Raw genomic sequence first — 24321 nt, 5'->3', positions numbered from 1 at the left:
TTTCATCCTGACATTTTTACCTTTGGAGGCATCTTGCAAGGTCAACGTATCGGCTACGTCCGCGTCAGCAGCTTCGACCAGAATCCTGATCGACAACTGGAACAAATAGAAGTCGGCAAGGTATTCACCGATAAGGCTTCAGGCAAGGACACACAACGTCCCGAACTTGAAAGGCTGCTGGCCTTCGTCCGCGAGGGCGACACCGTGGTGGTGCATAGCATGGACAGGTTGGCACGCAACCTTGATGACCTGCGCCGCATCGTCCAAGGGCTGACACAACGGGGCGTGCGCATGGAGTTCGTCAAAGAAGGGCTGACGTTCACCGGCGAGGACTCACCGATGGCCAATCTGATGCTGTCGGTCATGGGAGCCTTTGCTGAGTTCGAGCGCGCCCTGATCCGCGAACGTCAGCGCGAGGGAATCGTGCTGGCCAAGCAGCGCGGTGCCTACCGGGGACGAAAGAAATCGCTGAACAGCGAACAAATTGCCGAGTTGAAACGGCGAGTTGCGGCAGGCGACCAAAAAACCTTGGTGGCCCGTGACTTCGGCATCAGCCGCGAAACCTTGTACCAGTACCTGCGGGAAGACTGACCATGCCACGCCGCTCAATCCTGTCCGCCACCGAGCGCGAAAGTCTGCTGGCACTGCCAGATGTCAAAGACGAACTGATACGGCACTACACGTTCAACGAAACCGACCTGTCGGTGATCCGTCAGCGTCGCGGCGCCGCGAATCGATTGGGCTTCGCCGTGCAGCTTTGCTACTTGCGATTCCCTGGCATCTTCTTGGGCGTCGATGAACCTCCATTTCCGCCCCTGCTGCGCATGGTGGCCGCACAACTCAAGGTGCCGGTGGAAAGCTGGAACGATTACGGCCAGCGCGAGCAGACACGGCGGGAGCACTTGGTCGAGCTGCAAACGGTGTTTGGATTCAAGCCCTTCACCATGAGTCACTACCGGCAAGCCGTGCATACATTGACCGAACTGGCCTTGCAAACAGACAAAGGCATTGTGCTGGCCAGCACCCTTGTTGAAAACCTGCGGCGGCAGAGCATCATCCTACCCGCCATGAATGCCATCGAGCGCGCAAGCGCCGAGGCCATAACCCGTGCCAACCGGAGCATCCATGCGGCATTGGCCGATTCCTTGATACCTGTCCATCGCCAGCGCCTGGACGAACTGCTCAAGCGCAAGGATGGTAGCAAAATGACGTGGCTAGCGTGGCTGCGCCAATCGCCCGCCAAGCCGAACTCGCGCCACATGCTTGAACACATCGAACGCCTCAAAGCCTGGCAGGCGCTTGACCTACCTGCTGGCATCGAACGGCAGGTACACCAAAACCGCTTGCTCAAGATCGCCCGCGAGGGCGGCCAGATGACGCCCGCCGACCTGGCCAAGTTCGAATCGCAGCGGCGTTACGCCACCTTGGTAGCACTGGCCATCGAGGGCATGGCCACCGTCACTGATGAAATCATCGACCTTCACGACCGCATCATCGGCAAGCTGTTCAATGCGGCCAAGAACAAGCATCAACAGCAGTTCCAGGCTTCCGGCAAGGCGATCAACGACAAGGTGCGGATGTATGGGCGCATCGGTCAGGCGCTGATTGAAGCCAAACAAAGCGGCGGCGATCCGTTCGCCGCCATCGAAGCGGTCATGCCGTGGGACACCTTCGCCGCCAGCGTCACCGAGGCGCAAACGCTGGCGCGGCCTGCCGATTTTGATTTCCTGCACCATATCGGCGAGAGTTACGCCACGCTGCGCCGCTATGCGCCGCAGTTCCTGGACGTGCTCAAACTGCGCGCCGCGCCCACCGCCAAGGGTGTGCTCGATGCCATCGACGTGCTGCGCGGCATGAACAGCGACAGCGCGCGCAAGGTGCCCGCCGATGCGCCAACCGCATTCATCAAGCCGCGCTGGGCAAAGCTGGTTCTGACCGACGAGGGTATTGACCGGCGTTACTACGAGTTATGCGCCCTGTCGGAGCTGAAGAACGCACTGCGCTCTGGTGATGTTTGGGTGCAGGGTTCGCGCCAGTTCAAGGACTTCGACGAATACCTGGTGCCGATCGAGAAGTTCGCCACCTTGAAGCTGGCCAGCGAATTGCCACTGGCCGTGGCCACCGACTGCGACCAATATCTGCATGACCGACTGGAATTATTGGAGGCGCAACTCGCCACAGTCAACCGCATGGCGGCGACCAACGACTTACCGGACGCCATCATCACCACTGCATCGGGCCTGAAGATCACGCCGCTGGACGCAGCGGTGCCAGACGCCGCGCAAGCCTTGATTGACCAGTCGGCGATGTTGCTGCCGCACCTCAAGATCACCGAGTTGCTGATGGAGGTCGATGAATGGACGGGCTTCACGCGCCACTTCACACACCTGAAGACCGGCGACACGGCCAAGGACAAAACCTTGCTGATGACGACGATTCTGGCTGATGGTATCAATCTTGGGCTCACCAAGATGGCCGAGTCCTGCCCTGGCACCACCTACGCCAAGCTGTCTTGGCTGCAAGCCTGGCACGTTCGCGACGAAACCTATTCGACGGCGCTGGCCGAGCTGGTGAACGCACAGTATCGACAACCATTCGCCGGAAACTGGGGCGACGGCACCACGTCATCGTCGGACGGCCAGAACTTCCGAACCGGCAGCAAGGCAGAGAGCACCGGGCATATCAATCCGAAGTATGGAAGTAGCCCTGGGCGGACGTTCTATACCCATATCTCCGACCAATACGCGCCCTTCAGCGCCAAGGTGGTCAACGTCGGCTTGCGCGACTCGACTTATGTGCTCGATGGCCTGCTGTACCACGAGTCTGACTTGCGTATCGAGGAACACTACACCGACACGGCGGGCTTCACCGATCATGTGTTCGGCCTGATGCACTTTCTGGGATTCCGGTTCGCGCCGCGCATCCGCGACCTGGGCGACACCAAGCTGTTCATTCCCAAGGGCGATACTGCCTACGATGCACTCAAGCCGATGATTAGCAGCGACAGGCTGAACATCAAGGCTATTCGCGCTCATTGGGATGAAATCCTACGGCTGGCCACTTCGATCAAGCAGGGCACGGTGACGGCCTCGCTGATGCTGCGCAAGCTCGGCAGCTATCCGCGCCAAAACGGCTTGGCCGTCGCCCTGCGCGAGCTGGGGCGCATCGAGCGCACGCTGTTCATTCTGGATTGGCTGCAAAGCGTGGAGCTGCGCCGCCGCGTCCATGCGGGGCTGAATAAGGGCGAGGCGCGCAACGCGCTGGCCAGGGCGGTTTTCTTCTACCGATTGGGTGAAATTCGCGACCGCAGTTTTGAGCAGCAGCGCTACCGGGCCAGCGGCCTCAATCTGGTGACGGCGGCCATCGTGTTGTGGAACACGGTCTATCTGGAGCGTGCCACCAGTGCTTTGCGTGCCCACGGCATGGCGCTGGACGACACGTTGCTGCAATATCTGTCCCCGCTGGGGTGGGAGCATATCAACCTGACCGGCGATTACCTATGGCGCAGCAGTGCCAAGGTCGGTGCGGGGAAGTTCAGGCCATTGCGGCCGCTGCCACCGGCTTAGCGTGCTTTATTCTCCGTTTTCTGAGACGACCCCCAGCATGGCGCACAGCATGAATGCCAGCAATGCGATGGATGCACCGTAGCGGCTCAGAGCCAGGCCACCGGCACTCAAAGGTTTATCGAGAAAGTCGCCCACCACGGCTCCCAGTGGCCGCGTCAATATGAATGCCGTCCAGAATAGCAGTGTGCGAGAGATTTTTGTTCCGTAGTAGGCCAACACCAACAAAGCGAGCAGTCCACCGAAAACCGCAGCCGCGCCGGTATAGCCCAGTCCTGCACTATCCGCTGTCCAGTCCCCAAGTGCCGTGCCCAATGTCTGCGAAAACATGATCGTGATCCAGTAGAACATTTCTGCTCGCGGGCTGCTTACCGTGTTCACAGAAACAGAACCGAGCGTGCGCTTCCAATACAACAGGGACCCCAGTAAAAGCGCGGACAACAAGGTGGTGCCACCGGCGTAACCGATCCCCAAGGAGCGATCCGCAAAATCAGCCAGCGTGGTACCGACGGTGGTAGTGGCGATAATCGTGGCCCAATAGATCAAAGGATGGAAGGTTTTGGACTTGATCTGGTACGCCACAGCGATCAGGAACAGCGCTGCGAAGATGCCCGTGCTAGTTAGATAGCCGAGGTTCATCGACATGGAAGCCGCGTCACCTCCGGTCTCACCAAGCGTGGTCGCTGCGATCTTGATGAGCCAGAATCCCAGAGTCACTTCGGGCACTTTTGCCAATACATTTTCAGAATATGTTTTCATCTATCTTCTTTCGACATTGATTGTAGAAGCGGCAGTTCGTCGAGCTAATGTTTCATCGCCCGCCTGACGTTCAGGCTGATCGCTGCCTGCTGGTACCGACCTGGGCGGCGGCTACCAACATGATGATGACCGCGAGGAACAATGCACTGGTCCACATTGTTCCCATTCCCAAGCCGCCGTCTGCCTTGTTTTGTGTCAGCAGATCGCCCAGCGCTGCGCCGAAAGGTCTTGTCAAGATGTAGCCAATCCAGAAGCTGGTAACCGCATTGCCACCCCGACGCCAGGCGAGGTAAGTGATTGCGATCAGCGTGCCGAAGGTCACCGCTCCCCAAGCAAATCCCAGGCCCCATGCTTCCGTTGCCAGGTCACCGGCGGCGGTGCCCAGAGCGAAGGTACACAGGATGGCGGCCCAATAGAAAAGCTCTCTGCGACGTGACACGATATGGTGAATGGAAAGGCTGTCCTCGACGCGATACCACACTAAGAAGATCAGGGCTAGCAACAGCGAAAAGATGCCGGTGCTGACATACAAGCTAATACCCAGGCTATCGGTCATGAGATCGGTGATCTGGGTGCCCACGATGCTGATCAGTATCACGCTCATCCAATAGAGCCAAGGGATATGACGGCGAGTGTTCAACTGTGCAAAAAGAACGGTGACAAGGAAGGTTGCCATGATCGCACTGGTGATTGCCTGGCCCCATCCAACATTGAAGGCCAGAAAATCTGCCCCGGTCTCGCCTACCGTAGTGGACATGATCTTGATGATCCAGAACCACAAGCCGATTTCGGGAACCTTGTTCATCCAGTACTGGTGGAGCTTGACTTGTTGACTGTCCATGTTGCTCTCCTCATGAAAATCAGATGTTGAGTGAGAAGTCTTAATCCTTGGACTTAGCTCTCACTTAGGTGGCGCCACGAATCCACCCTCTCACGATGAACCTAGAGAATATGCGGCAATGAATACGGATCGCGACGTTGTAGGTGGAACTAAGAAACCCATGAGGAAGATGGTGAATGAGGGTGGTGCTAAGCATCGCCACGAAGGCGGCACCTGCCATGTCGAACGGGAAGTGCACGCCGAGATAGATACGTGCCCATGCCAGCGGTATGCCCAGCAAGCCGAGAACAATCCCAGAGAATCTCAGCGAAGGGGTGAATAGGAAAGTGAAGGCTACCGCCCACCACAAAGACAGATGATCGCTGGGAAAAGAAGAGTCGGCGGCGTGTGGGATTAGTGTGTGTCCCAATCCGATCATGAACGGCCGAGGATGCCACCAGATCATGCCTATCAATTGATTTGTCATCAATGCAGTCAGACCGGCTGCGGTCGCTGCAAGCATGGCTCTGCGCTGACACGCATCACCGCGCAGCCAAATCAGGGCAATCGTAAGCGGAATGATCCAGATCTGGAGTGCTGCAATGACCGTGGCCAGGTCAACGGCAAACTGAGGGGGATGGGCAGCGGCGTTCAACCACAAGAAGAAAATCTTATTGATATTTTCCATAGCGGTGCTTTGGTAGTGAACGATAGCGGGCGCTCAACCTGATGATGGCTTGCATCAATCACGGCGCATCGTTCTTTGTAAAATGATCATGAAGATTGAGAGATGTGGAAATGTATCCCGGAAAACTTAGCCGAGACTGAGTCCACATTAAGCAGTAAAACATTGCCGCAGAAGCTAGATAGCAGATATCGAGGCGGCCTAAGGTCTGGCTAAGTCTTGGTCAATAGGCTCATGCTGCCAGAGTTATTATCTGGCAACATCCATCAACTAAAGGAGCTATCCATGACTTCAGCGATCAGTAGTCTCTCCAGCAGCTTTTACAACAATGTTGTGGCGGCCAATCCGCGCCAGAACGCCAGCAAAGTCGATAGTGACGGGGATCATGACAATAGCCGCCCGGGTGAAGTCGAAAAGGCCAAGCCGATGTCGGGAACCCTGGGCACGATGATCGATACGCACGCCTAAAGTAGCAAGCCGGCCATTTGAAATTTGAATGGCCGGTATGGGGGCAACGCCGTCATCATCTTGCTGGGCTTCTCCGTGCTCTCACGGATGGATTGCACTGGCATAACTCCTCACTACTCGGCGAAGAAGAACGCGCGGCTGGCCGAGGCTCACGCCAAGTGGGTGTATCCCGCTTGGATCCGGTGCAATCAGCTGGTGCGCCTTTTTAGCAGGTGAGCTGCTGCATTTTCTTCGAATCTGCCAGCTTCTTCGATATAGCCCTGTACCGTTCCGTCGTGGCGCCAGCCGCCTTGACGCTTGATATCTCGGAAGTCTGCCCCGGCGCGGTAAGCGCTAGTTGCCATGCCTCGACGCAAACTATGGCTGGAGAGATCCGGCACGTAGTCCAAGCCCGCCATACTTGCGCAATCAGCCAGGATCGCATTGATGCTGGCGGGGTGGATGGCATGCTCGCCTAGCATCGCCCATTTGTTGATGGAGCGAAATACCGCTCCGTCGCCAATTCCCGCGGTCTCCAGCCAGCCTCTTAGAGCGGTCGCTGGGCAGCACGGGCCGGTGCCGTAGGGGATTGCCTTGACGATCCCCTGGCCTTGCTGGTCAGTCTTGGAGCGCTGCAGCATCACGATCAATCCATCCGGTTCCCATGCGAGATCAGAAATCTGTAAGCCTGCTAGCTCACTTCTCCGAAAACCGCCAAAAAATCCCAGTTGTAGCAGCGCGCTATCCCGCTTGGCTTTGAGGGTATCTAAGGAGTCCAGCTTCAAGATGATCTTTTCAAGATCTTCGACCGGGAGGGCCTTGGCCTGTTTTTTTGGACGTCCGTGAGTTCGCCCGATACCTTTCAGTGTCTTGCGGACTGTGGGCGTGCTCGCAGGATCAGCAAAGCCTTGATAGAGATGCCATTGTGATAAGGCCGTCAGGCGCAACGCCAGAGTACGCGCATTGAGGTTGCTAGCGTGTGCCAGCAGGTAGCGGATCACTGCATTCTCGTCAGCCGGCAAGATCCCGCCCCAAGCCAGGAAATGTCGAATGGCCGAACGATACGTGCGCCGGGTATTTTCGGACGTGGCCGCTGCGAGGAAATTCCTGTGAGCCGCTTCAGCATCCGCAGGTAAAAGCGTATCGGCAGCTATAGCACCGCCAATGGCGGTGATAATTTTAGGAGATGGCAATTTGTCGCTCATTTTGGCTAATGTACCGCAACGCGACGGCATAAACGAGGAATGACGCACTATAACATTCGATAACCGACTTTATAGAGTACTATAAGGTGGACTTTTCCATAAATTATGAATTGTATTAAAACGTATTATTACGTATAACGTACTACGATATCTTATTTGATGGAGTTCTCATGGCCCGTGCCGGCATCCTCTACTCACAAGTCGCCAAAGCGGCCTCCAAGCTGGCCGCTGCTGGAAAAGCACCCACCATCGACACGGTTCGCGAAGCACTCGGAGATACGGGAAGCAAGAGCACCATCGCTCCCATGCTCAAGCGCTGGAAGGCCGAACATCAGGAAGTGGTTGCCGGCGGCGACACCGGCTTGCCAGTCGATCTGGTGGAGGCCGTCAAGTGCGTCTACCAGCGGCTTCAGGATGATGTCGTTAAGCAGTTGGAAGCCGCCAACGAGGCACACGAGCGAGCGCAGGCGGTGATGCGTAGCCAGAGAGAGGCAGCCCTGGCCGGCGAAGCCCAACTGCGCCTGGCCCACACCACCTTAGCCCGAGAACACGACCAGACTCAGCAAACCTTGGCGAGATGCCAGCAGGATCTGCAGGCCAATGCGCTTGTCCTCACGGCCGCACAGACTGAGAATGCCGGCCTTCAGCAGCGGCTGACTGATCGTGCCGCCGAGGCTCATGCCTTGAGCCAGCAACTGGCGCAGACCCGCACCCAGTTCGAGCACTTCCAGGAGGCGGCCGCGCGCCAGCGCGCCGAGGAGCGGCAGGCTTTCGAGCAGCGTCTTGCGCGCCTTGAACAGGAAAATATCGCGGGCCAGCGGCGCCAGGAGGCCCAGCAAATGAAGCTTGGCCAACAGGAGGCCACGTTAGCGCACCAAGTGAGCGAACTAGAACGACTTCGCGACGCCCTGTCGGAAGCGCGCGCTGAATTGGATCAGGTTCGCTCGGAGCGAAACCAGCAAGCCGCTCAACTTCAGGAATTGACCGTAGCCCGAGCCGACGCAGAGCGCCGACTCGACATGGCGCAGCAGGCGCTCATCGAGGCCAAGGCCGGTGTAGCGGTCGCCGGCAACCAGGTTGAAATGCTGACGAGTCAACTGGCCATTGCAGAACGCAAGGCCGAGCAAGCCGAGCGGGACAAGGCCGCGTGGATTGATAAGATCTTCGCGCAGCGTCCAGATAACACGGCTGCTGCGGTGTCAAATAGCCATGAAGGTGTTCGCCATGATTAGGCTCCCTGAAATCGGGGGCGCTGTCAGAGCTCGCCGCCAAGAAGTGGGCCTTTCGTCTCAGCAACTGGCCGCTTTCAGCGGCATGGACGCCCAGACCCTCATCGCTTTGGAGAACGGAACTCTTCCCGACATGGGCTATAGCCAGTTGGCCGCTTTACTGCAATTGCTTAGTCTCTCTTTCGGAGGACTGAGCACCTCAGCTCGGCTCACCAAGCGCGGGCTCTGGATGGCAGCGAAGAATATTAGCGTGTCTTATCGAACCGAAATTTCGCCCGACCTGTTGCGTGGTGTGTTGCAGACTGGAAGCTGCTCGCCGGACTACACTTCCAACATCGGCACTTTCCTAGACGAAACGCCCCTTGAGCTGGTCATCATGGCCGTAGAAGAGACTGCGGACGATGCGCAAGCAAGAGCGCACATCTGGCGACAAATTGCCGGTTTAGCATGCCAGCTTGGCTCCGCCAGGAGCGCATTGTGGGGAATTTAATGACACCAGACAGATGAAAATTTATTATTGAGCCATTAATAAGGACGATATATGGGACAAGCGAAGATCAAACAGCGCACCGCCTTTAATCCGCGCTCTATTGGGGAGTGGGAGGCAAATGATTGCGTCAATTTCGCTGTAGCTTTGGCCAGACTTACAGGCTGGCTTCTCCATGTGGATTGGTGGTCGGTGTCCGCCGAACGGCGAGAGGATATTCCGCTGGACCAGCTTACACCGTTGAGGGTATACGTCGCAGACAATCAGGACAGAATTTTTGACGTGCGAGGCGTCAAGAATATAGTTGAGTTCAATGAGGGCATCCTTTTCAAGATCATCCGCAAGAATGGATTTGGAAATGGTTGTGTCTATACCCGTTTTTATGACGAGGCGAAACTCCGGTCATTGCCTCTGAGAAGTCATGTAATGACCCACTAAAAACCTGCTCAGTAGATAATCCTAAAAGGAAATCAAAATGAGCAAGGTCATGGAAGAAGAATTCAAGCGTTGGACAGCCAAGCGCAAAGCGGCACTGGTGATGGAGATCATCCAGGGAAAGACGACGGTAGCCGAGGCTAGCCGGTCGTTTGATATCCCGCCATCCGAGATCGAAGAATGGGTCGATGAAGGCCGCAAAGGGATGGAGAACGCCCTGCGTGCCAAGCCGCTGGATGTGAGAGAACAGTACGAGCGGCAACTCAAGGAGCTCCAAGAAGCCTACGGAGAAGCCATGCTGGAGCTGCGCGCCAGAAAAAAATTGGCGTCCCTGTTGGGCGAGGAAGACAAGTAATCGAGACCATCCGCCAGGGACTCAAACAAGACGGTTTCGATGTAGCTGTCAGCAAGATCTGTGCGTGGTTTGGGATTGCCAGGCGCAGCGCTTACTACAAGCCTGTGAAGGCCGAGCCCAAAGTGCAGGAGCGCTTTGCCGAACCTATTCGCAAGATGATCCTGGAAGAGCCGTCCTTCGGCTATCGCACGGTGGCGGGCCTGCTCGGGTTCAACAAGAACACGGTGCAGCGGATCTTCCAGCTCAAAGGCTGGCAGGTCAAGAAGCGACCTATTGGTTTCCGTCCCAGGGTGAAAGCCTTGCCGTCGGTAGCCACAGGACCAGACCAGCGCTGGGCTACTGATCTGTGTCGGATCTGGACAGGACGCGATGGCTGGGCGGTGTTGGCCCTGGTAATTGATTGCCACACGCGGGAATTACTGGGCTGGCATCTGTCGCGTTCGGGTAGGTCGAAGACGGCCGAGTCGGCCTTGGAGCAAGCGCTGATCGCGCGTTATGGCTCGCTGGGTTGCGTGACGGCGCCGTTCTTGCTGCGCTCCGATAACGGCCTAGTGTTCACCAGCCGTAGTTACACAGCGCTGGTCCGTAGTTACGGGCTGCAGCAGGAGTTCATCACGCCGCATTGCCCGCAGCAGAATGGCATGGTCGAACGCGTCATCAGAACCCTGAAGGAGCAGTGCGCTCATCGACATCGCTTCGAAACATTGCAGCACGCCAGTCGCATCATTGGTGACTGGATTGGCTTCTATAACCACCGCCGGCCGCATCAGGCGCTGGGCATGAAGACACCGGCTGAGGCGTTTGCTTTAGCCGCATAACTTGAGCAGGTTTCGCTGGGTCATTACAGTCAACCTGATGAGGCATTGATCGCTCGCGCCACTTTAGAGATCCAGGCAAATCCTCACTACGTTGCAGAAATTCCGCGTCGAGTCGAACCGTATATTCCGGCATACAAAGCGGCTCAATACACCTATGGCAACTGCGCCGCGTATGCGGAAGCGTTGCATGAGCTGACTGGCCTGAAGCCAGCAGCTCTATTAGCAGTAAAATTCTCGCCGCTATTCGAAGGCACTAAGCGCGATGAAAGAGGGTATTTCCACAGTGTCGTCCTTCATCCTGATGGCATGGCCGAAGATTCCTGGGGTAAAGCATCCGTCGCCGAGATTGCAAACCGATTTGGGGTAATCGAATTTACGGTCAGCACAGAAGAGCATCCGCGTGTAATTGAGAAAATTCTGGAGTCTTCTGCCGACATTTATGCAGAGGTCCTGCAAGAGGCTAAGAGTGTCATACACGCGCATCGAGTTCGCGGCATTACGTAACCAGTCCGGTATCGTCAGAATTATTATCCATAGCACTCAAAACTTTACTTCGCCACCATGATGCAAGAAGTCCGGAAATCTGGATCGACCCTGAAATGACTTTCATATTTACTGCGAGCCAATTGACTGCTATTTCAAATGCTCTGGGTGATACGAGCATTGGGCTAACGAACTCGGAGATCGACTACCTAATCCTCGAATGTAGATTTAGAGACATCAGCCAAGGGCAAAACAAACGGACGCGAATATTTAACGCTTTCGTTCACGACCAAAATATGCGTCAAGACAGAGTAGGAATATTGGCATTTATCCGGAAATCAATGAGACCCGAGCGGCACCTGAAAGATCCGAGTCGTTTTGAGGCTTTGCGGGTTCTACTGAATCAAGCGCTTTCTTTTGTCGAAATGGCGGTTAATGAATCAGGGGAATTGATTAGTACAGAGAAGGTTTCAACTATTTCGCAAGCTCAAAGGCGAGCAGATGAACTTCGTGCCGACATGGTGCTACGAAAAGTTCATGACGAGGTCCTGAAATATTGCAGAGAGGAGCTTCTTGTTCGCAATTACTTCCATGCCGTTTTGGAGGCTGTGAAAAGTGTCTTTTCGAGGATTCGCTCGCTCACGGGCCTGTCCCTGGATGGTGGGCAACTTGTCGATCTAGCTTTTGGTGGTGACAATCCTATGCTCCGGATAAATTCGCTATCAAACGAGAATGAGAGAAGCGAACAAAAGGGCTTCATGAATCTCCTCAAGGGTACCTTTGGCATGTTTAGAAACCCCGCCGCCCACGAGGCAAAGATTCATTGGGAAATGACAAAAGAAGATGCGCAAGATCTTCTGAGTCTTGTGTCGATGACACATCGCCGACTGGATCGCGTAGCCCGTCAACGCGAAAGCTAGTGGAGCAGGTCAGACCTACAGATCAAACTTGAATATAAAAATCGGTCGCTAATTACTTTTCTGCTTTTATCCAAACGTTTGCTTTCTCGGAGCCGGCTCCCCACAAGGGGTGATGCTGCAGGTTAAGCGCCCACAAAGCAAAAGCCTGATGTAAATGGGAACTCTAGAATTCTATGAATCCACTACGTGAGCGCATTCGAGAAGAACGAGAAATTTTCCGCATGACGGGGCCACGCGCATTCCGGCGGAAACGATTTGTTGCGAAGAAAGATTTACGTCCTCTTCGGGTCGTAATTCGACGATCAATGCCTTTGAAACCCAATCCCAAATGGGGCGTCGTACCCAACATCCATGAGGCGGCTTAGTTACATTTACGCTGATATCCGAAATTTTTCGTTATCTCGGCTGGCTCGCAAGAAGACTGGCGCTTTATTTAAAAAAACAATCAAATCAACTATTTAGCTAAAATTCTGCAAAAATTTCCAGACTCACGGCCGACCCTCTAATGGTGAAATTTTCGGCGGCCACTTGGGAAGGCTGCTGATCAAGGAAAAATCTCAACCGCATTACGGAGTAGTCGTGAAGATTTCTGAACTTACCCGCCGCGACATTATTGATGCCATGTCCGTCGAGAAGGTTAGTTGGTGTGGCCGTCTGGAAGAATCCGGATTCCTCTCGCGGATATACGACCTGTCGGCGATGCCTTCAACGGACCCGCGATTCACCGACGCAGCTGGTGACATCTGGCAGCATCGAGTCAATAACTTCGACTGGGACGACGACTGGATTTTTTACGACAGCCGCTTTAACTTGGCCCACGGCGACGATGAGACATTCCTCCGCTTTCTTTGCGAGACCTTGCATCCTGTGGTTCGCTCCGACCCTACTGAAGTCGAGCGGATCTTGCAGATGTTTAACCAATATCTTCAAAATGACGGTTTCAAGCTTGTCGAGAAGACTAGGATGTCTGGGAGGCCAATTTTCGTAGGTCGTGATGTCGGCCTACTCCAGACGCCTGGAATCGCAGCCGCCCGCGAAGCTCTCGCCATTGCTGATCTTGGATATGTCGCCCAGCAGATCACCAGGATGGAGTCTTCCGTAGTCAATGACCCCGGCTTGGCAATCGGCACGGCAAAGGAGCTCGTCGAAACTTGCTGCAAGACGATCCTCGAAGAACGTAGCGTTGCTTTCTCAAAAAATGCAGACATCCCCGAACTAGTAAAGCTGGCGGTTAAGGAACTCGATCTCACCCCGGCGAACATCCCAGATCAAGCCAAGGCCGCCGATACCATCAAGCGGCTGCTCAGCAATCTAGCCACAATCACCCAAGGTGTGGCAGAGCTTCGCAACCACTATGGGACCGGTCATGGCAAGGCTGCTGGAGCGAAAGGGTTACAGGCTCGCCACGCAAGGCTCGCGGTCGGCGCCGCGTCGACCCTGGCAGTCTTCTTGGCGGAGACTCATTTGGATCGCGGCAGTTGAGCGCATCTTGGGCGCAACTGAGGGAAGACACCTGGCGTGGGCAAGCATCCACACGCGAAGGTCAGGTTTCAACCAATGCCGTCCCATCGTAATACCAGTCAGGCGGCATTGGAGCCGTCAGTTTTCGGTCAAGGGGCTAAGTCCAGGCTAAGATTGCTCGGGCATAATCGTTCCTTCAAAAACTCCAACAATTGTCACTTATGCATTACAACGATTTTTCTGACGACACCGAAGATACTGAACATACCCAACTGGACCGCGCGAAGGCCGCCTCGCAGAGTACTTGGGTTAGTGTTGCCGTAAATCTTATGCTGACGTTGTTGCAAATCATGGTCGGGATATTTTCCAAGTCTCAAGGTCTGATTGCCGATGGCATCCACTCGCTCTCAGATTTGGTTGCTGATTTCGTTGTGCTATTCGCGAACCATCACAGCAAAAAGGATGCTGACGAGGAGCATCCATACGGGCATCATCGATTTGAAACCGCTGCATCACTCGTGTTAGGCGTATTACTCCTTACCGTTGGCGTCGGCATGCTTTGGTCGGCAATAGTCAAACTTGAGAACCCCGAAAGTGTGCAAGAAGTTCACGTCGTGGCATTGTGGGTAGCATGTGGAGCGTTACTGGCTAAAGAGCTCCTGTTCCGTTACATGCTACGAGTCGCAAAGCGAGTGAAATCTAGCATGTTGGTCGCCAACGCTTGGCATGCGCGGTCCGACGCTGCATCATCTTTAGTCGTTGGAGTCGGCATTGTAGGCAATTTGGCCGGATACCCAATCCTCGATCCCATTGCGGCCTTGATAGTAGGTGTCATGGTTATCAAGATGGGTTGGGAGTTCGGTTGGGAGGCACTTCACGATCTGATGGATCGCGCCGTAGATCAAGACGAGGTAGATGCGATTCGGAGCACCCTCCTGGATACTCCCGGAGTAAATGGAATTCACGATGTACGTACCCGAAAGATGGGAGACATGATCGTAGTCGACGCCCATATCGAAGTCGATGCACTGATTAGTGTGGAGGCAGGGCACGAGATTGCTGTCTTAGCCAGGCAGCGAGTAATGCAGCGCCATCGGGTACTTAACCTGATGACACATATTGATCCATGGCACCGGCCGGATCGGGATCACTCCGACTAATCTGGCTCGTTGACATTTTATCGGGTGTGGCGGGAAACAGAATTGAGGGCAATATCGAGCCAGCAGGTGATTTCCCGGGTTGTGATACGGTTGCTTCAAATAATTCTAAGTAGCGCTGCGTCCATGCCTCTGTTATCCCGCTCTCCGTCATGAGCAGGATTCTGGTCTAGGCTCAAGTCTAATCAAAAGCTGACGTTCAAGAGGATTGAGCGTCAGCTTTTTAGTGCCGCAGGGAGCAGACATCGGCTCAGGCAAAACGACAGACTCATTGCCCGCGAGCATCAGGATATTCCTTATAGTGCGGTAATGCGGCTGCATACAGACTTTGAGTCTTTTCCTTATCACACTCCATCAGGGGCTCGGAATGAACATCAAGATCAGCGCACGACTTGCAGCTTGCTTTGCGGTACTCATTGCCGTGATGTGCCTCATCACGGGTGTCGGCTTGCAGAGCCTTAGCAGCATCAGTAAGGCCTCCAATATCTTGGTGGAAGATCGTTACGCCAAGATCGCACTGGCCGGGGATATACGCGACAATGTCAATGCAGCTGCCCGCAACCTGCGCAATGCTTTGCTTGGGCGCAACCTCGAAGAAGCCACGCGTTACCTTGATCGTAGCGCAGCTGCCAGTGCCAAGACAACCGAAGCAATGGCCAAGATCGAAAAGCTGTTGTCGACCCAGCAGGGGCGAGATATCTTCAAGGCCGTCGAAGAAGCACGTGCGGCCTACAATGGGCCGCGCGACAAGCTGCGCGAGCTGATCAAGCAGCAACAGAAAGATGTCGCTATCGAGCATCTCTTCACTGTGGTAATCCCGGCACAAGACAAATATTTCCAGGTGCTCGACCAGTTTGTGTCGCTGCAGAAGTCGCTTATGGAGCAAGGTGTCGCCGAGAGCAACCAGACTGCCGCTTCGGCGATAACCTTGATGCTGAGCCTGTCCGGGGTCGCCATCGTCTTATGCATCATTGCTGCCTGGTGGGTCACGCGATCCATCACCCGTCCGCTTAATGAAGCAGTGGACGTGGCCAGCGCTGTGGCGCAAGGCGACCTGACGGTACAAATCGGTGAGACTAGCAAGGACGAAACCGGCATGCTGCTGGCCTCGCTCAAGTCCATGAATGACAACCTGCACCGTATCGTCAGCGAGGTACGTTCGGGCAGTGACACGATCAACACTGCATCTTCCGAAATTGCCTCCGGCAACCTGGACCTTTCCTCGCGCACTGAAGAACAGGCTGGCGCTCTAGAAGAAACTGCTTCGGCAATGGAAGAGCTGACCTCCACGGTCAAGCAGAATGCCGACAACGCCCGCCAGGCCAACAGCCTGGCAGCCACTGCCTCAGAGGTGGCCGTGCAGGGCGGCAGCGTTGTCGGGCAGGTGGTACAAACCATGGGTGAGATCAACGAAGCATCGCGCAAGATCGTGGATATCATCACGGTCATCGATGGCATCGCTTTCCAGACCAACATCTTGGCCTTGAATGCGGCCGTAGAAGCGGCGCGGGCTGGCGAGCAAGGACGCGGATTCGCTGTTGTGGCCTCCGAAGTACGTACTCTGGCACAGCGCAGCGCTGCCGCAGCCAAAGAAATCAAGTCACTGATCGATACTTCGGTCGAGCGCGTGGAAAATGGCAGCCGTCTCGTAGAGCAGGCCGGTGCGACCATGAGCGAGGTGGTGGCCAGCGTCAAGCGGGTGACCGATGTGGTGGCCGAAATTACTGCCGCCAGTGGCGAACAAAGTGATGGTATCGAGCAGATCAATCAGGCCATCGTCCAGATGGACGAAGTGACGCAGCAGAACGCTGCCCTAGTGGAAGAGGCCGCCGCAGCAGCACAATCGCTGCAGGAACAGTCCAGCCGTCTACAGCGGACAGTCGGCATCTTCAAGCTCAGTGGCAGCGATTTCCGCCGCGTTTCCGCGGCTACTACAAGCGTGGTAGGCAATCACATGGATATCACGCCGCTGCCCGTAGGACTGCTCAGCTAGCAATATGCCAAACAGAACCCCTTGCCAGTGCCGATCTTCCACTGGTAATTCACAGCCCCGCCTCGCGCGGGGCTTTTTTTGACTGTACCTGTGGCACCCGGATGCCCAAGGCGGGAGAGGCCGATTCAGCGCGTGGATTCAGAAAGAAAATATACGGGACGTTGGCGATAGATTGAAAAAGCTTTTTCAATCAATGGCTTAGGAGGTTTTTGGCCAAAATTTCAGGAATCCCGGCCGACCCTCATATAGCGAATGACGTGAGAGGGCAGAGGATCTTTCCCAGCGTATGCGGCAGAACAGTATTTAACCAGTGCTCTTAATAACCGCGGCATCATCGAATAGGGTAGCCATAGATCCAAAAGGCTTAAAGTACAAATTTCTCCGTTTGCTCAGTTTCCCCCAAGATAAGCCAGCGCGGCGTCGACCTCCACAGGTACCGGCACCGGAGGTGTGACACCGTGGTCGATCCAGATCGTGGTCATGGCTTCGTCTTGCGCACGCCGGCGCCTTTAGATATGGTCTTCGAGGCAACAGTACGAGGGGCTCGCTGTTTCGGCGCTGGCGGTGGTGCCAGAGTCGCCCGTACGATTTCGTCGAGCTGGACGCGCTGGCTCGCGTTGATGGCCTTGAGGGCGTTTGCCTCCCCGACAGCCGCTTGTCGCTGGTCTCGCTCATGGACTGTCTCGCGTTGCGCCTCCGCGATGGCTTCCTCAAGCGTCGCGATACGCCGTTCAGCAAATTTCAGTTGGGAGCCGATTCGGTTTTGTTCTTGCTGCAGTGCCTGACGCTGCTGTGCCGTTTCCTGCATTAACTGTTTCGACAGGCCGTCGTAACGTTGTTGCGTCTCGGCCAGACTCTTCGCATGTACTTGTTGCTGTGCAGTGGTGTGTGTATGGGCCGCAGCCAATGCTTCGCGCAGGGCCTCATGTTCGGCCTGTAAGGCTTGTAGTTGCTGACTCAATGCACCGCGGTCGGCACGTGCTTGCGCGAGGTCCGTATCACGTGCGGCCAGCAAGCCGCGCAGTTCGGACAATTCCGCCTTGAGCACCTCAACGCGCAGCGCCGAGTCGTTCATTGCCGCCTTGGCGTTCTCGGCGACATCCATCGCCTCGCGTTTGAGCTTGGCGACTTCGTCGAGTTGGACGCCGACGGCGGCCTGCCATAACTGGCGCATCAGGTCTGAGACATCAGGTGGAAGCTCAGGAATCGCGATTTGATCGATGCCGGCTGCAACGACTTCGGCTTCGACCGCGTTGATGGCACGTCCGAGTGCGGCCGGATCGCCACCACCCAGCCGTGCCTGAAGCTTACGCACGGACACCACGCGGCGAAAACGCTCCCGTGAGGCGGGAGCTGCATCATGCGCGTCAGTGAGCATGGAGAGGATGGTCGAACGAATCTGTTCGGGTGTGGCGATGGCGGGACGGGGCATGGGCGGCTCCTTGAGGGGAATTCGCCTTTATAATAAATCGAAATCTAACGTAATGTAAGGTTTAAACATATGTTTTTAATCATTAAAAACAAGATAACTATTATTATCGCGGTAAAACGGGCCGTTTAATCGTTCGCAAGAGGGAGAGTGCCAGAATGAGCTACGGAAAGGCAGGAAAATAGATGGACAGCGACCAGACAGCAAGTGCTTGATTTATATGGGCATTTTGAAGGCGACGCCGTTGAAAGCCGCGTGACTGCTAGAGATGGCTACCGTCGTATATTGCACGACAATCAAAAGGACCCCTACTCTTGCAGTTTGCGGGAAGCAAATTTTAAGTCCATCAAAATACGGCTTAAGATTGCTTGCGACTCAGGATGGTCTAACTTGCTCTCATAGGTTTCTGAAAACTGTTGCAGCGCCTCTGCAAGCGAACCTGGTAAGGTCAATTCGACTTTTACAAGCGATTCATCGGTCGCATCGCAAGCGTTCGTAATTTTTTCCAGAGCGGAAAAAAGGGCTGGTGGATGTTTACCATTCTCCCTGGCGACTTCAATAGCTGGCCGCCCATCAACAAGGACCTGTTTTGCCATATCGAGGGTCAGCTGTGCAAATGGCCGGCTGCGTTTGCCAGTGCCGTAGACGAACTTCGCGACGGCTTTCTCGAAAGCCTCCTGTGTCATGCGGCGAATTTTCATAGTCATGCTTGATCCATGTTGAAGACTGCCCCCCACCAGGAGGGCATACGGAGGCGGTTTAGAGGCGCCATCCTGCCGGCATATCTGGCGTTTCGTCACGCTTGGCATCAGTACCACCTTTGGCATCGATGATAGGGTGGAGAGCATCCCACAATGGGCCAGCACCGGTCTTCTTCAGATCTGCAGCGAGACGGCGCAGGAAGATTTCGCTGGTCTTATCTCCAAGCACGGCCACAAGGGGAAGAACGATCGACTGAAAGCCAGCCCACTTCACCCAATTTTCCAATTGCTCATCATTCCCGTCCATTGCTCCGAGAGTGCCGACAAGATCCTGAATCTCCAGGAATTGCTTTTGGTTTGCCAAGCCCCAGTGATACATCTCTTCGCGCAAGATCTTAAGCCGGCGCTCAACGCTCTCACGAGTCGGACCTGCATTCTTGGCGAGCTGGAATGGCGACGCTACAGGCTCGGTCGCAGGCACCGCTTTGGACTTAGAACCTGGTGTAACAGCTCCGGCTCCATGCGAAACATTATCAAGAGATTCCTTCTCGCCTGCATTGTCCTGGGCAACAGGCAGACCTGGCTGCTTGCCAGAATTTGGCTTCCCAGCTCCTGCCGCCGCCACCATTGATTTTGCAGCGGGGCGCGTAGTTTTTGCACCACCAAGAGGTTTCTCCGACTGGCGCTGAATACGTTCTTTAATCAGCGTTTCCTTGTCGCGCAGCTGGTCACGATTGTATGAACTAGTACCGTCCTCGATGTCGCCAACGATTGCAGAGAACTCTTTTTCGTCTAGCATGAAGATGTTATTCAGGCTATTCAACATCTCCAGATCGGTGATCACATCATCACGTAGCAGGGCGATGATCGGCGCCGGCAATCGGGCCGCGGCAGCGCGCTTGCTGATCCAGGATGCGGAATGGCCCCAGATTTGGAGTGCGACTTCATTGCCGTACTTTGCTACGTCTTCTGCAACACCCATAGTTCGCTCATACGGTGTCAGGCTCTCACGCTTCTCGTTCTCTGAAACTTGAATCTTCCGAATAGCGAGATCGTCCGCATCATCGGGAACAAGTCTGTAGGGGATATCCTCCAGATTACCAATTTCAGCTGCAAGATAGCGCCGCTCACCAGCAATCAGCTTAAAACGGTTATCTGGTTTCCTTTTGAGTAACACAGGCTGTAATACACCGTTTTCGTCAAAGTCCTTAGCAAGTAACTTAAGCGACTCGATATCGAATTTCTTGCGAACCTGATCATCGCGATCGATCATGTTCAGTGGCGCTCTACCGTCCGCCTTTTCCTTTGCTTCAGTAATCGCGTTTAAGGCTTCCGCTGCCCCGCTGTACTTCTCAAAGTTCAGCGGCTTCTTCGGCTTCGTTGTAGGTGCTTTTGCGTTCATGGCATTAATCTCCCAAACCAACCATTTTGTAGATGTACATGCATGCCTTTACCATTTCGGTTGCGGCCGCGCTGCTGCTTGTCTCACCACGTTGTGTCCGCCAAACCGGCCGCGTACTTGATTCTTCAATAGCGCCGCGGTCGAACAGTTCAACTGGTAACACGTGATTTTTCCACGCTGAAGTTTTTCGCAAAGCATTGAGGCTTTGCATATGACGTGAGCGGGCCCGATTGATCTTGTTCGGCAGAATGCCCAGCGGCGCCAAGTCAAAATTCATACCACTGGCTTTTCGAACCTCCAACACATTTGCTGTCAGCGAATCCAAGCCCGCAATAGCATTGTCATCCATTGTGCAGGGTGCGATCACATGATCGCTGAGGCCAAGTGCAACGATGAGTGGATATAGATTTCCAGGACCTGTATCGATAATGCAGACGTCAAAATCGTTCGCAAGAGCATCAAATTTTGCCCTGGCGATCGCCATCTTTTCCGGGAATGTGTTCACATCGAAATTCAGTGAGGCCAGCTGAGAATCGACCTGGATAAGTGCACCGTTTTCTTCAAAAAAAACAGGCTTGCGCTGGTCTTCTGCTTCAAACAGCCAACTAGCAGTTGCGCCGTCTGCAGGGATCTCGTAACCGTTCAACTTAGCCAAATCGAGCAATGTCCCGCTCAAGTTGCCGATCGCTGCTGTCTGCTGCGTATCTACCAACGATTCGTTGTTAAGTTTAGCCCTCGCGTTCTGCGGGTCAAGGTCAAGGAACACGACCCGCTTGCCGACTTCCAATCCCCAAAATCCGCCATGAAGAGCGATCTTAGTTTTCCCTTGGCCACCCTTTTGAATCGCAAAAGCAATGACTTTCATCTTCTTACCAGTCTTCGATTGTGTATGCATGGTACGTGTCCGTATTAGATGGCCATCGCCGTTATTTCGGCGGATGGAATAGGTGAGGTATTTGGTGCCAAAGCAAATTGAAAATGCAGATTGATGAAGCAAGCCAGCCAGTTCACAGCGTACACATTCAACGACGTGCGTTGACGGTTGAGCTGGTCATCTAGGGCTACCTTTTTGTAATACACACGCTCATCAGTGAACCCAATGAGTTCAGCGGTTGCTGATAAATGATCGACCTCGAAAATCATCCAAGGCTCCGAATAAGCCTGGCTGGATGTCACCTGGTCATGGGCGATTTCAACTCTTGCAATACCTGGTGCAGTCGGCGTCACGACACAAAACAACGCCATGTCGTCCTTCTGACGCGGCGCTGCATACATGGCTCCTGCCTGGGTAATTAAAGCAAAAGAGGGGATCAGGTCTGACAACCTGCTGTAGATGCGCGAATACAAAGTTGGCGCCATAGAAGTTCTCCTGTCAATGATGGGTTCGAATTTCGCATGCGAAATTTTCGCCTCCCGGTCTGCTCACCGTACTGCCGAGGCGTTGGCCATGAACAAGACCATGAGTAAATATTAACCCATTAAAGATTACTGAGCAACTTATAAATGCACGAAATTTAAACGATCTTAAAATTTAAATAAACGATTTCACTGATTTAAATTTACTAGGGAACAGTTTTAAATTAGAATTTAAATCAGCGTTATTTCATCGTTGAAAGGACCGTTTTGAACCAAATCATCGCTCCCACGCCAGCAGATAAGCATCAGGATCTGCCGGTTCGCGCTCTATTTTTGTTGCTGGCATGCCTACAGCTGGCCGATTGGGACAGCACGGTTCGCGGGATACACATGGGCCGCCAGGAACAAAACATCGTTATTTCTTTTCTGGCATCCCATGTCGGCATATTGGCCGCAGTGACGTTCACCAAAGTTGCGGCCATCGTTCTGACGTGGATTTACCTACGAACGGCAGCAGCCCGGCATACAAAATTGGTTTTGGTGCCTCTTGCAATTGTCACAGCGATATACGCCGTGATTGTCATAAATAACTACTTCTGACAGGCGATACCTTGAAGACAAAAGATGCATATCGATGCTCAAACGGGCATACAAACCAAATGACATTTGATGAGGAGACATTCAAGTTTCCTTGTCAAACATGCGGTGTATCCGTTTATAGATATCGTGATGAAGTGCCGCCCCAGGCTGGAGAAGAGCCACATGATGCAAATGGGTCCACAGCTAAAGGGAAATACTCGCCCCCACGAGCGAATTTAATATTTGCAATTGGACTCGTCGTTGCTTTTTTTGGCGGCATGGCATTTCTGACTCTCTACCAACCGAAAAAGCCTCCAGTGGTGAAGTTAGCCGCCATGCCAGCTGCTGAAAAAAGCGGCGAGGAAAGTACTTCTTCATCGGCAAAGGCTGCTGAGCCACCAGCGCTAGTTAAACAAGCAGAAAAAAAACAAGAAAGAGATTTGACTGGTGTTAGGAACATCGAGATCAGCAATCTAACTGCAGTCGTTGAAGGGAAGGGTAAGAACGCGACAGCACGCATTCATCTCAAGTTGACCAATCATGGCGACCCAAACACCCCGTATCCGGATTTGCGACTCAAATGGCCGGGTTCTACGGCAAAAGACGTTGTGATCGAAAGTACTCAATACGCGCATCCCAACGGGCCTTTCACAAAATTTGAAATCGAAACTGAATTACACAAACCGCCTCACGCCAAGGGCGTAGACATCCACCTCAACGAAAGCAATTGAAAAATGAAAAAATTCTTGATTCTCATGTTGGCATTACTGGCATCCACAGCAGCCAGAGCAGACTTTCTGAATGATTTGCATAAACGATTTCCGCAAACGCAAGGGGCAAAGGTCGAAAAGGCTTTTGCCAATTTCTATTCGGTCGTTCAAGGTGGCGAAATTTTGTTCGTCAATGAAGATCTGTCCATCCTCATCAACGGTGAGGTCATCGACCTGGTGAAAAATCGGTCAATTACCCAAGAGCTGCGGGAATCTGGCCGGCCGAAAGTTCCAGTTAGCGAATTGAATCTCAAGGACGCTATCAAATTTGGGAATGGCCCCGATAAGATCTACGTCTTCTCAGATCCTGATTGCCCTTACTGCCGACAGTTGGAACGTGAGTTCGACAAGCTGCAGGGCGTCACAATCTATATCTTCCCCTTCCCCCTGGTGAGCTTGCATCCCAACGCGGCTAATGTCTCAGAAAGCATTTGGTGCTCAAACGACCGCGCTGCTGCATGGCATAACTACGTAGGCCGCACAGCTGAAGCAGGCGCAACAACGGCTGGTGGAAAGCCTGTGCCGCAAATGTTCCGAAATAAGAAAGACACAGGTGCTGAACTGAAGCCGGCACATTGCGACAATCCAATTCTGCGAAACCTGGCCGTGGGTGAAAAATATCAGCTGCTGGGCACACCAGCAATTGTGCTGTCCAGCGGCCGGGTTATTCCTGGATATGTACCAGCAGTCCGTCTGCAGGCTGAAATCGAAAAGGCAAAACACGAATGAAAATGCCGCCCGCAATTGCCAGCTTGCGGAACTGGCGCCGGAAGGATCAATATCCGGCGCCAGTGACGACCGAAGCAGCTTCAACAGTCACGACCGCCGCGCCTGCCCTGAGCGTTCAACTTATGGAAAGCGCTAGGAAATCGTTGGATGACCAAATGCGTGAAGTATTTGATCGCAATGCTGATGGCATCAACAGGGCGGCAAAATCAATCCGGGATCAAAGTGATTCGCTACTCTCACTTGGCATTACAGACGACCGTGTAGCACGCGCTGGCACCCTCTCCCAACTTGCCGTTGAACTGGCGAACAAGGGGAGGGGGCAAGGGCTTGACCAAGTTCGGCATGTCGTCGATGTAAATGTGCGCTGGCATCACGTTGAAACTGCTCTTGCAACGATAGCGCAGGCCGAGTTGCTGATGAGAGAGGCAACAGCCGAAAACAAAAAGCAAATTCGCACATTGTTTCAGCGGCAGGAAAAGATGCTCAAACTGGTTCGGCAAAACCCGCTGACAGAATCATTTGTGAAATAAATCTAGGA

The 24321-nt window shown here is 54.1% G+C and carries 26 protein-coding genes; 17 read left to right on the top strand and 9 right to left on the bottom strand.

Going from position 1 to position 24321, the window contains the following annotated elements; genetic code table 11:
- The first annotated feature begins 33 nt into the window (after positions 1–33).
- Positions 34–591: a recombinase family protein gene (locus RV1423_RS23725; protein ID WP_001162010.1), complete on the top strand. Its 558-nt coding sequence runs from the start codon at positions 34–36 to the stop codon at positions 589–591.
- 2 nt (positions 592–593) lie between these two features.
- Positions 594–3566, top strand: a complete 2973-nt coding sequence (locus tag RV1423_RS23720) for a Tn3 family transposase (RefSeq protein WP_034302285.1) — start codon at positions 594–596, stop codon at positions 3564–3566.
- 6 nt (positions 3567–3572) lie between these two features.
- Here the strand turns inward: RV1423_RS23720 and RV1423_RS23715 are convergent, their stop codons facing one another.
- From RV1423_RS23715 to RV1423_RS23705, 3 genes are all read right to left on the bottom strand, one after another.
- The gene (locus RV1423_RS23715; RefSeq protein ID WP_034302283.1) at positions 3573–4322 is read right to left on the bottom strand and encodes a membrane protein; all 750 of its coding nucleotides are present in this window, start codon (positions 4320–4322) and stop codon (positions 3573–3575) included.
- 70 nt (positions 4323–4392) lie between these two features.
- A complete protein-coding gene (locus RV1423_RS23710; RefSeq protein ID WP_034302281.1) occupies positions 4393–5163 on the bottom strand; it encodes a membrane protein in 771 nt (256 codons plus the stop codon).
- 64 nt (positions 5164–5227) lie between these two features.
- The gene (locus RV1423_RS23705; RefSeq protein ID WP_034302279.1) at positions 5228–5830 is read right to left on the bottom strand and encodes a phosphatase PAP2 family protein; all 603 of its coding nucleotides are present in this window, start codon (positions 5828–5830) and stop codon (positions 5228–5230) included.
- 282 nt (positions 5831–6112) lie between these two features.
- On the opposite strand from RV1423_RS23705, the gene RV1423_RS23700 reads away from it, so the two are divergent.
- Entirely contained in the window at positions 6113–6295 is a 183-nt protein-coding gene (locus tag RV1423_RS23700; RefSeq protein WP_034302277.1) for a hypothetical protein, read from the top strand.
- A gap of 188 nt (positions 6296–6483) precedes the next feature.
- Here the strand turns inward: RV1423_RS23700 and RV1423_RS23695 are convergent, their stop codons facing one another.
- On the bottom strand, positions 6484–7479 hold the full coding sequence (locus tag RV1423_RS23695) for a site-specific integrase (protein ID WP_034302275.1): 996 nt from the start codon (positions 7477–7479) through the stop codon (positions 6484–6486).
- 170 nt (positions 7480–7649) lie between these two features.
- Between RV1423_RS23695 and RV1423_RS23690 the strand changes: the two genes are divergently transcribed.
- The 10 genes from RV1423_RS23690 to RV1423_RS23645 all read left to right on the top strand — a co-directional run bounded on the left by RV1423_RS23690 (position 7650) and on the right by RV1423_RS23645 (position 16817).
- Positions 7650–8711, top strand: coding sequence for a DNA-binding protein (locus RV1423_RS23690; protein ID WP_034302273.1), 1062 nt, complete (start codon positions 7650–7652; stop codon positions 8709–8711).
- Positions 8689–9198, top strand: coding sequence for a helix-turn-helix domain-containing protein (locus RV1423_RS23685; protein WP_077238577.1), 510 nt, complete (start codon positions 8689–8691; stop codon positions 9196–9198). The genes RV1423_RS23690 and RV1423_RS23685 overlap by 23 nt, the downstream gene beginning before the upstream one ends.
- A gap of 51 nt (positions 9199–9249) precedes the next feature.
- Entirely contained in the window at positions 9250–9633 is a 384-nt protein-coding gene (locus RV1423_RS23680; protein ID WP_034302271.1) for a hypothetical protein, read from the top strand.
- 37 nt (positions 9634–9670) lie between these two features.
- Positions 9671–9985, top strand: a complete 315-nt coding sequence (locus RV1423_RS23675) for a transposase (protein WP_017455550.1) — start codon at positions 9671–9673, stop codon at positions 9983–9985.
- Entirely contained in the window at positions 9952–10803 is an 852-nt protein-coding gene (locus tag RV1423_RS23670; protein WP_197034993.1) for an IS3 family transposase, read from the top strand. Before RV1423_RS23675 ends, RV1423_RS23670 begins: the two co-directional genes overlap by 34 nt.
- A 45-nt stretch (positions 10804–10848) precedes the next feature.
- The gene (locus tag RV1423_RS23665) at positions 10849–11307 is read left to right on the top strand and encodes a hypothetical protein (protein ID WP_034302264.1); all 459 of its coding nucleotides are present in this window, start codon (positions 10849–10851) and stop codon (positions 11305–11307) included.
- Between the two features lie 95 nt (positions 11308–11402).
- Positions 11403–12206 carry a TIGR02391 family protein gene (locus tag RV1423_RS23660; RefSeq protein ID WP_034302262.1) on the top strand — a complete coding sequence of 268 codons (804 nt, stop codon included), beginning with the start codon at positions 11403–11405 and terminating at the stop codon, positions 12204–12206.
- Between the two features lie 579 nt (positions 12207–12785).
- Positions 12786–13688, top strand: coding sequence for an abortive infection family protein (locus RV1423_RS23655; protein ID WP_034302260.1), 903 nt, complete (start codon positions 12786–12788; stop codon positions 13686–13688).
- A 200-nt stretch (positions 13689–13888) separates the two neighbouring features.
- Entirely contained in the window at positions 13889–14827 is a 939-nt protein-coding gene (locus RV1423_RS23650; protein ID WP_034302259.1) for a cation diffusion facilitator family transporter, read from the top strand.
- Between the two features lie 364 nt (positions 14828–15191).
- Positions 15192–16817, top strand: coding sequence for a methyl-accepting chemotaxis protein (locus tag RV1423_RS23645; RefSeq protein ID WP_034302257.1), 1626 nt, complete (start codon positions 15192–15194; stop codon positions 16815–16817).
- Between the two features lie 478 nt (positions 16818–17295).
- Here the strand turns inward: RV1423_RS23645 and RV1423_RS23640 are convergent, their stop codons facing one another.
- The 5 genes from RV1423_RS23640 to RV1423_RS23620 form a co-directional block, all read right to left on the bottom strand.
- The gene (locus RV1423_RS23640) at positions 17296–18249 is read right to left on the bottom strand and encodes a DNA-binding protein (RefSeq protein WP_034302255.1); all 954 of its coding nucleotides are present in this window, start codon (positions 18247–18249) and stop codon (positions 17296–17298) included.
- Positions 18250–18554: 305 nt separating this feature from the next.
- The gene (locus RV1423_RS23635; RefSeq protein WP_155835246.1) at positions 18555–18953 is read right to left on the bottom strand and encodes a hypothetical protein; all 399 of its coding nucleotides are present in this window, start codon (positions 18951–18953) and stop codon (positions 18555–18557) included.
- A 52-nt stretch (positions 18954–19005) separates the two neighbouring features.
- The gene (locus RV1423_RS28715) at positions 19006–20349 is read right to left on the bottom strand and encodes a ParB/RepB/Spo0J family partition protein (RefSeq protein WP_051516898.1); all 1344 of its coding nucleotides are present in this window, start codon (positions 20347–20349) and stop codon (positions 19006–19008) included.
- Between the two features lie 4 nt (positions 20350–20353).
- Positions 20354–21244: a ParA family protein gene (locus RV1423_RS23625; RefSeq protein WP_034302249.1), complete on the bottom strand. Its 891-nt coding sequence runs from the start codon at positions 21242–21244 to the stop codon at positions 20354–20356.
- Positions 21245–21258: 14 nt separating this feature from the next.
- Positions 21259–21708 carry a hypothetical protein gene (locus RV1423_RS23620; RefSeq protein WP_034302246.1) on the bottom strand — a complete coding sequence of 150 codons (450 nt, stop codon included), beginning with the start codon at positions 21706–21708 and terminating at the stop codon, positions 21259–21261.
- 264 nt (positions 21709–21972) lie between these two features.
- On the opposite strand from RV1423_RS23620, the gene RV1423_RS23615 reads away from it, so the two are divergent.
- From RV1423_RS23615 to RV1423_RS23600, 4 genes are read left to right on the top strand one after another with little or no spacing between them, the layout of a single operon-like run.
- Complete coding sequence (locus RV1423_RS23615) at positions 21973–22305, top strand: DUF5658 family protein (RefSeq protein ID WP_034302243.1); 333 nt, start codon at positions 21973–21975, stop codon at positions 22303–22305.
- Positions 22306–22316: 11 nt separating this feature from the next.
- On the top strand, positions 22317–23015 hold the full coding sequence (locus RV1423_RS30090; protein ID WP_155835245.1) for a hypothetical protein: 699 nt from the start codon (positions 22317–22319) through the stop codon (positions 23013–23015).
- A gap of 3 nt (positions 23016–23018) precedes the next feature.
- Positions 23019–23783 (top strand): DsbC family protein, encoded by a 765-nt coding sequence (locus RV1423_RS23605; protein ID WP_034302237.1) that lies wholly within the window; start codon positions 23019–23021, stop codon positions 23781–23783.
- Positions 23780–24313: a hypothetical protein gene (locus RV1423_RS23600; RefSeq protein ID WP_034302233.1), complete on the top strand. Its 534-nt coding sequence runs from the start codon at positions 23780–23782 to the stop codon at positions 24311–24313. Before RV1423_RS23605 ends, RV1423_RS23600 begins: the two co-directional genes overlap by 4 nt.
- Positions 24314–24321 lie beyond the last annotated feature (8 nt).

Origin of the sequence: Herbaspirillum sp. RV1423, from assembly GCF_000577615.1 — a bacterium.
Taxonomy (GTDB): Bacteria; Pseudomonadota; Gammaproteobacteria; order Burkholderiales; family Burkholderiaceae_D; genus Herbaspirillum.
The sequence above is the reverse complement of the archived record's forward strand: the minus strand, read 5'-3'. Positions and strand labels throughout refer to the sequence as shown.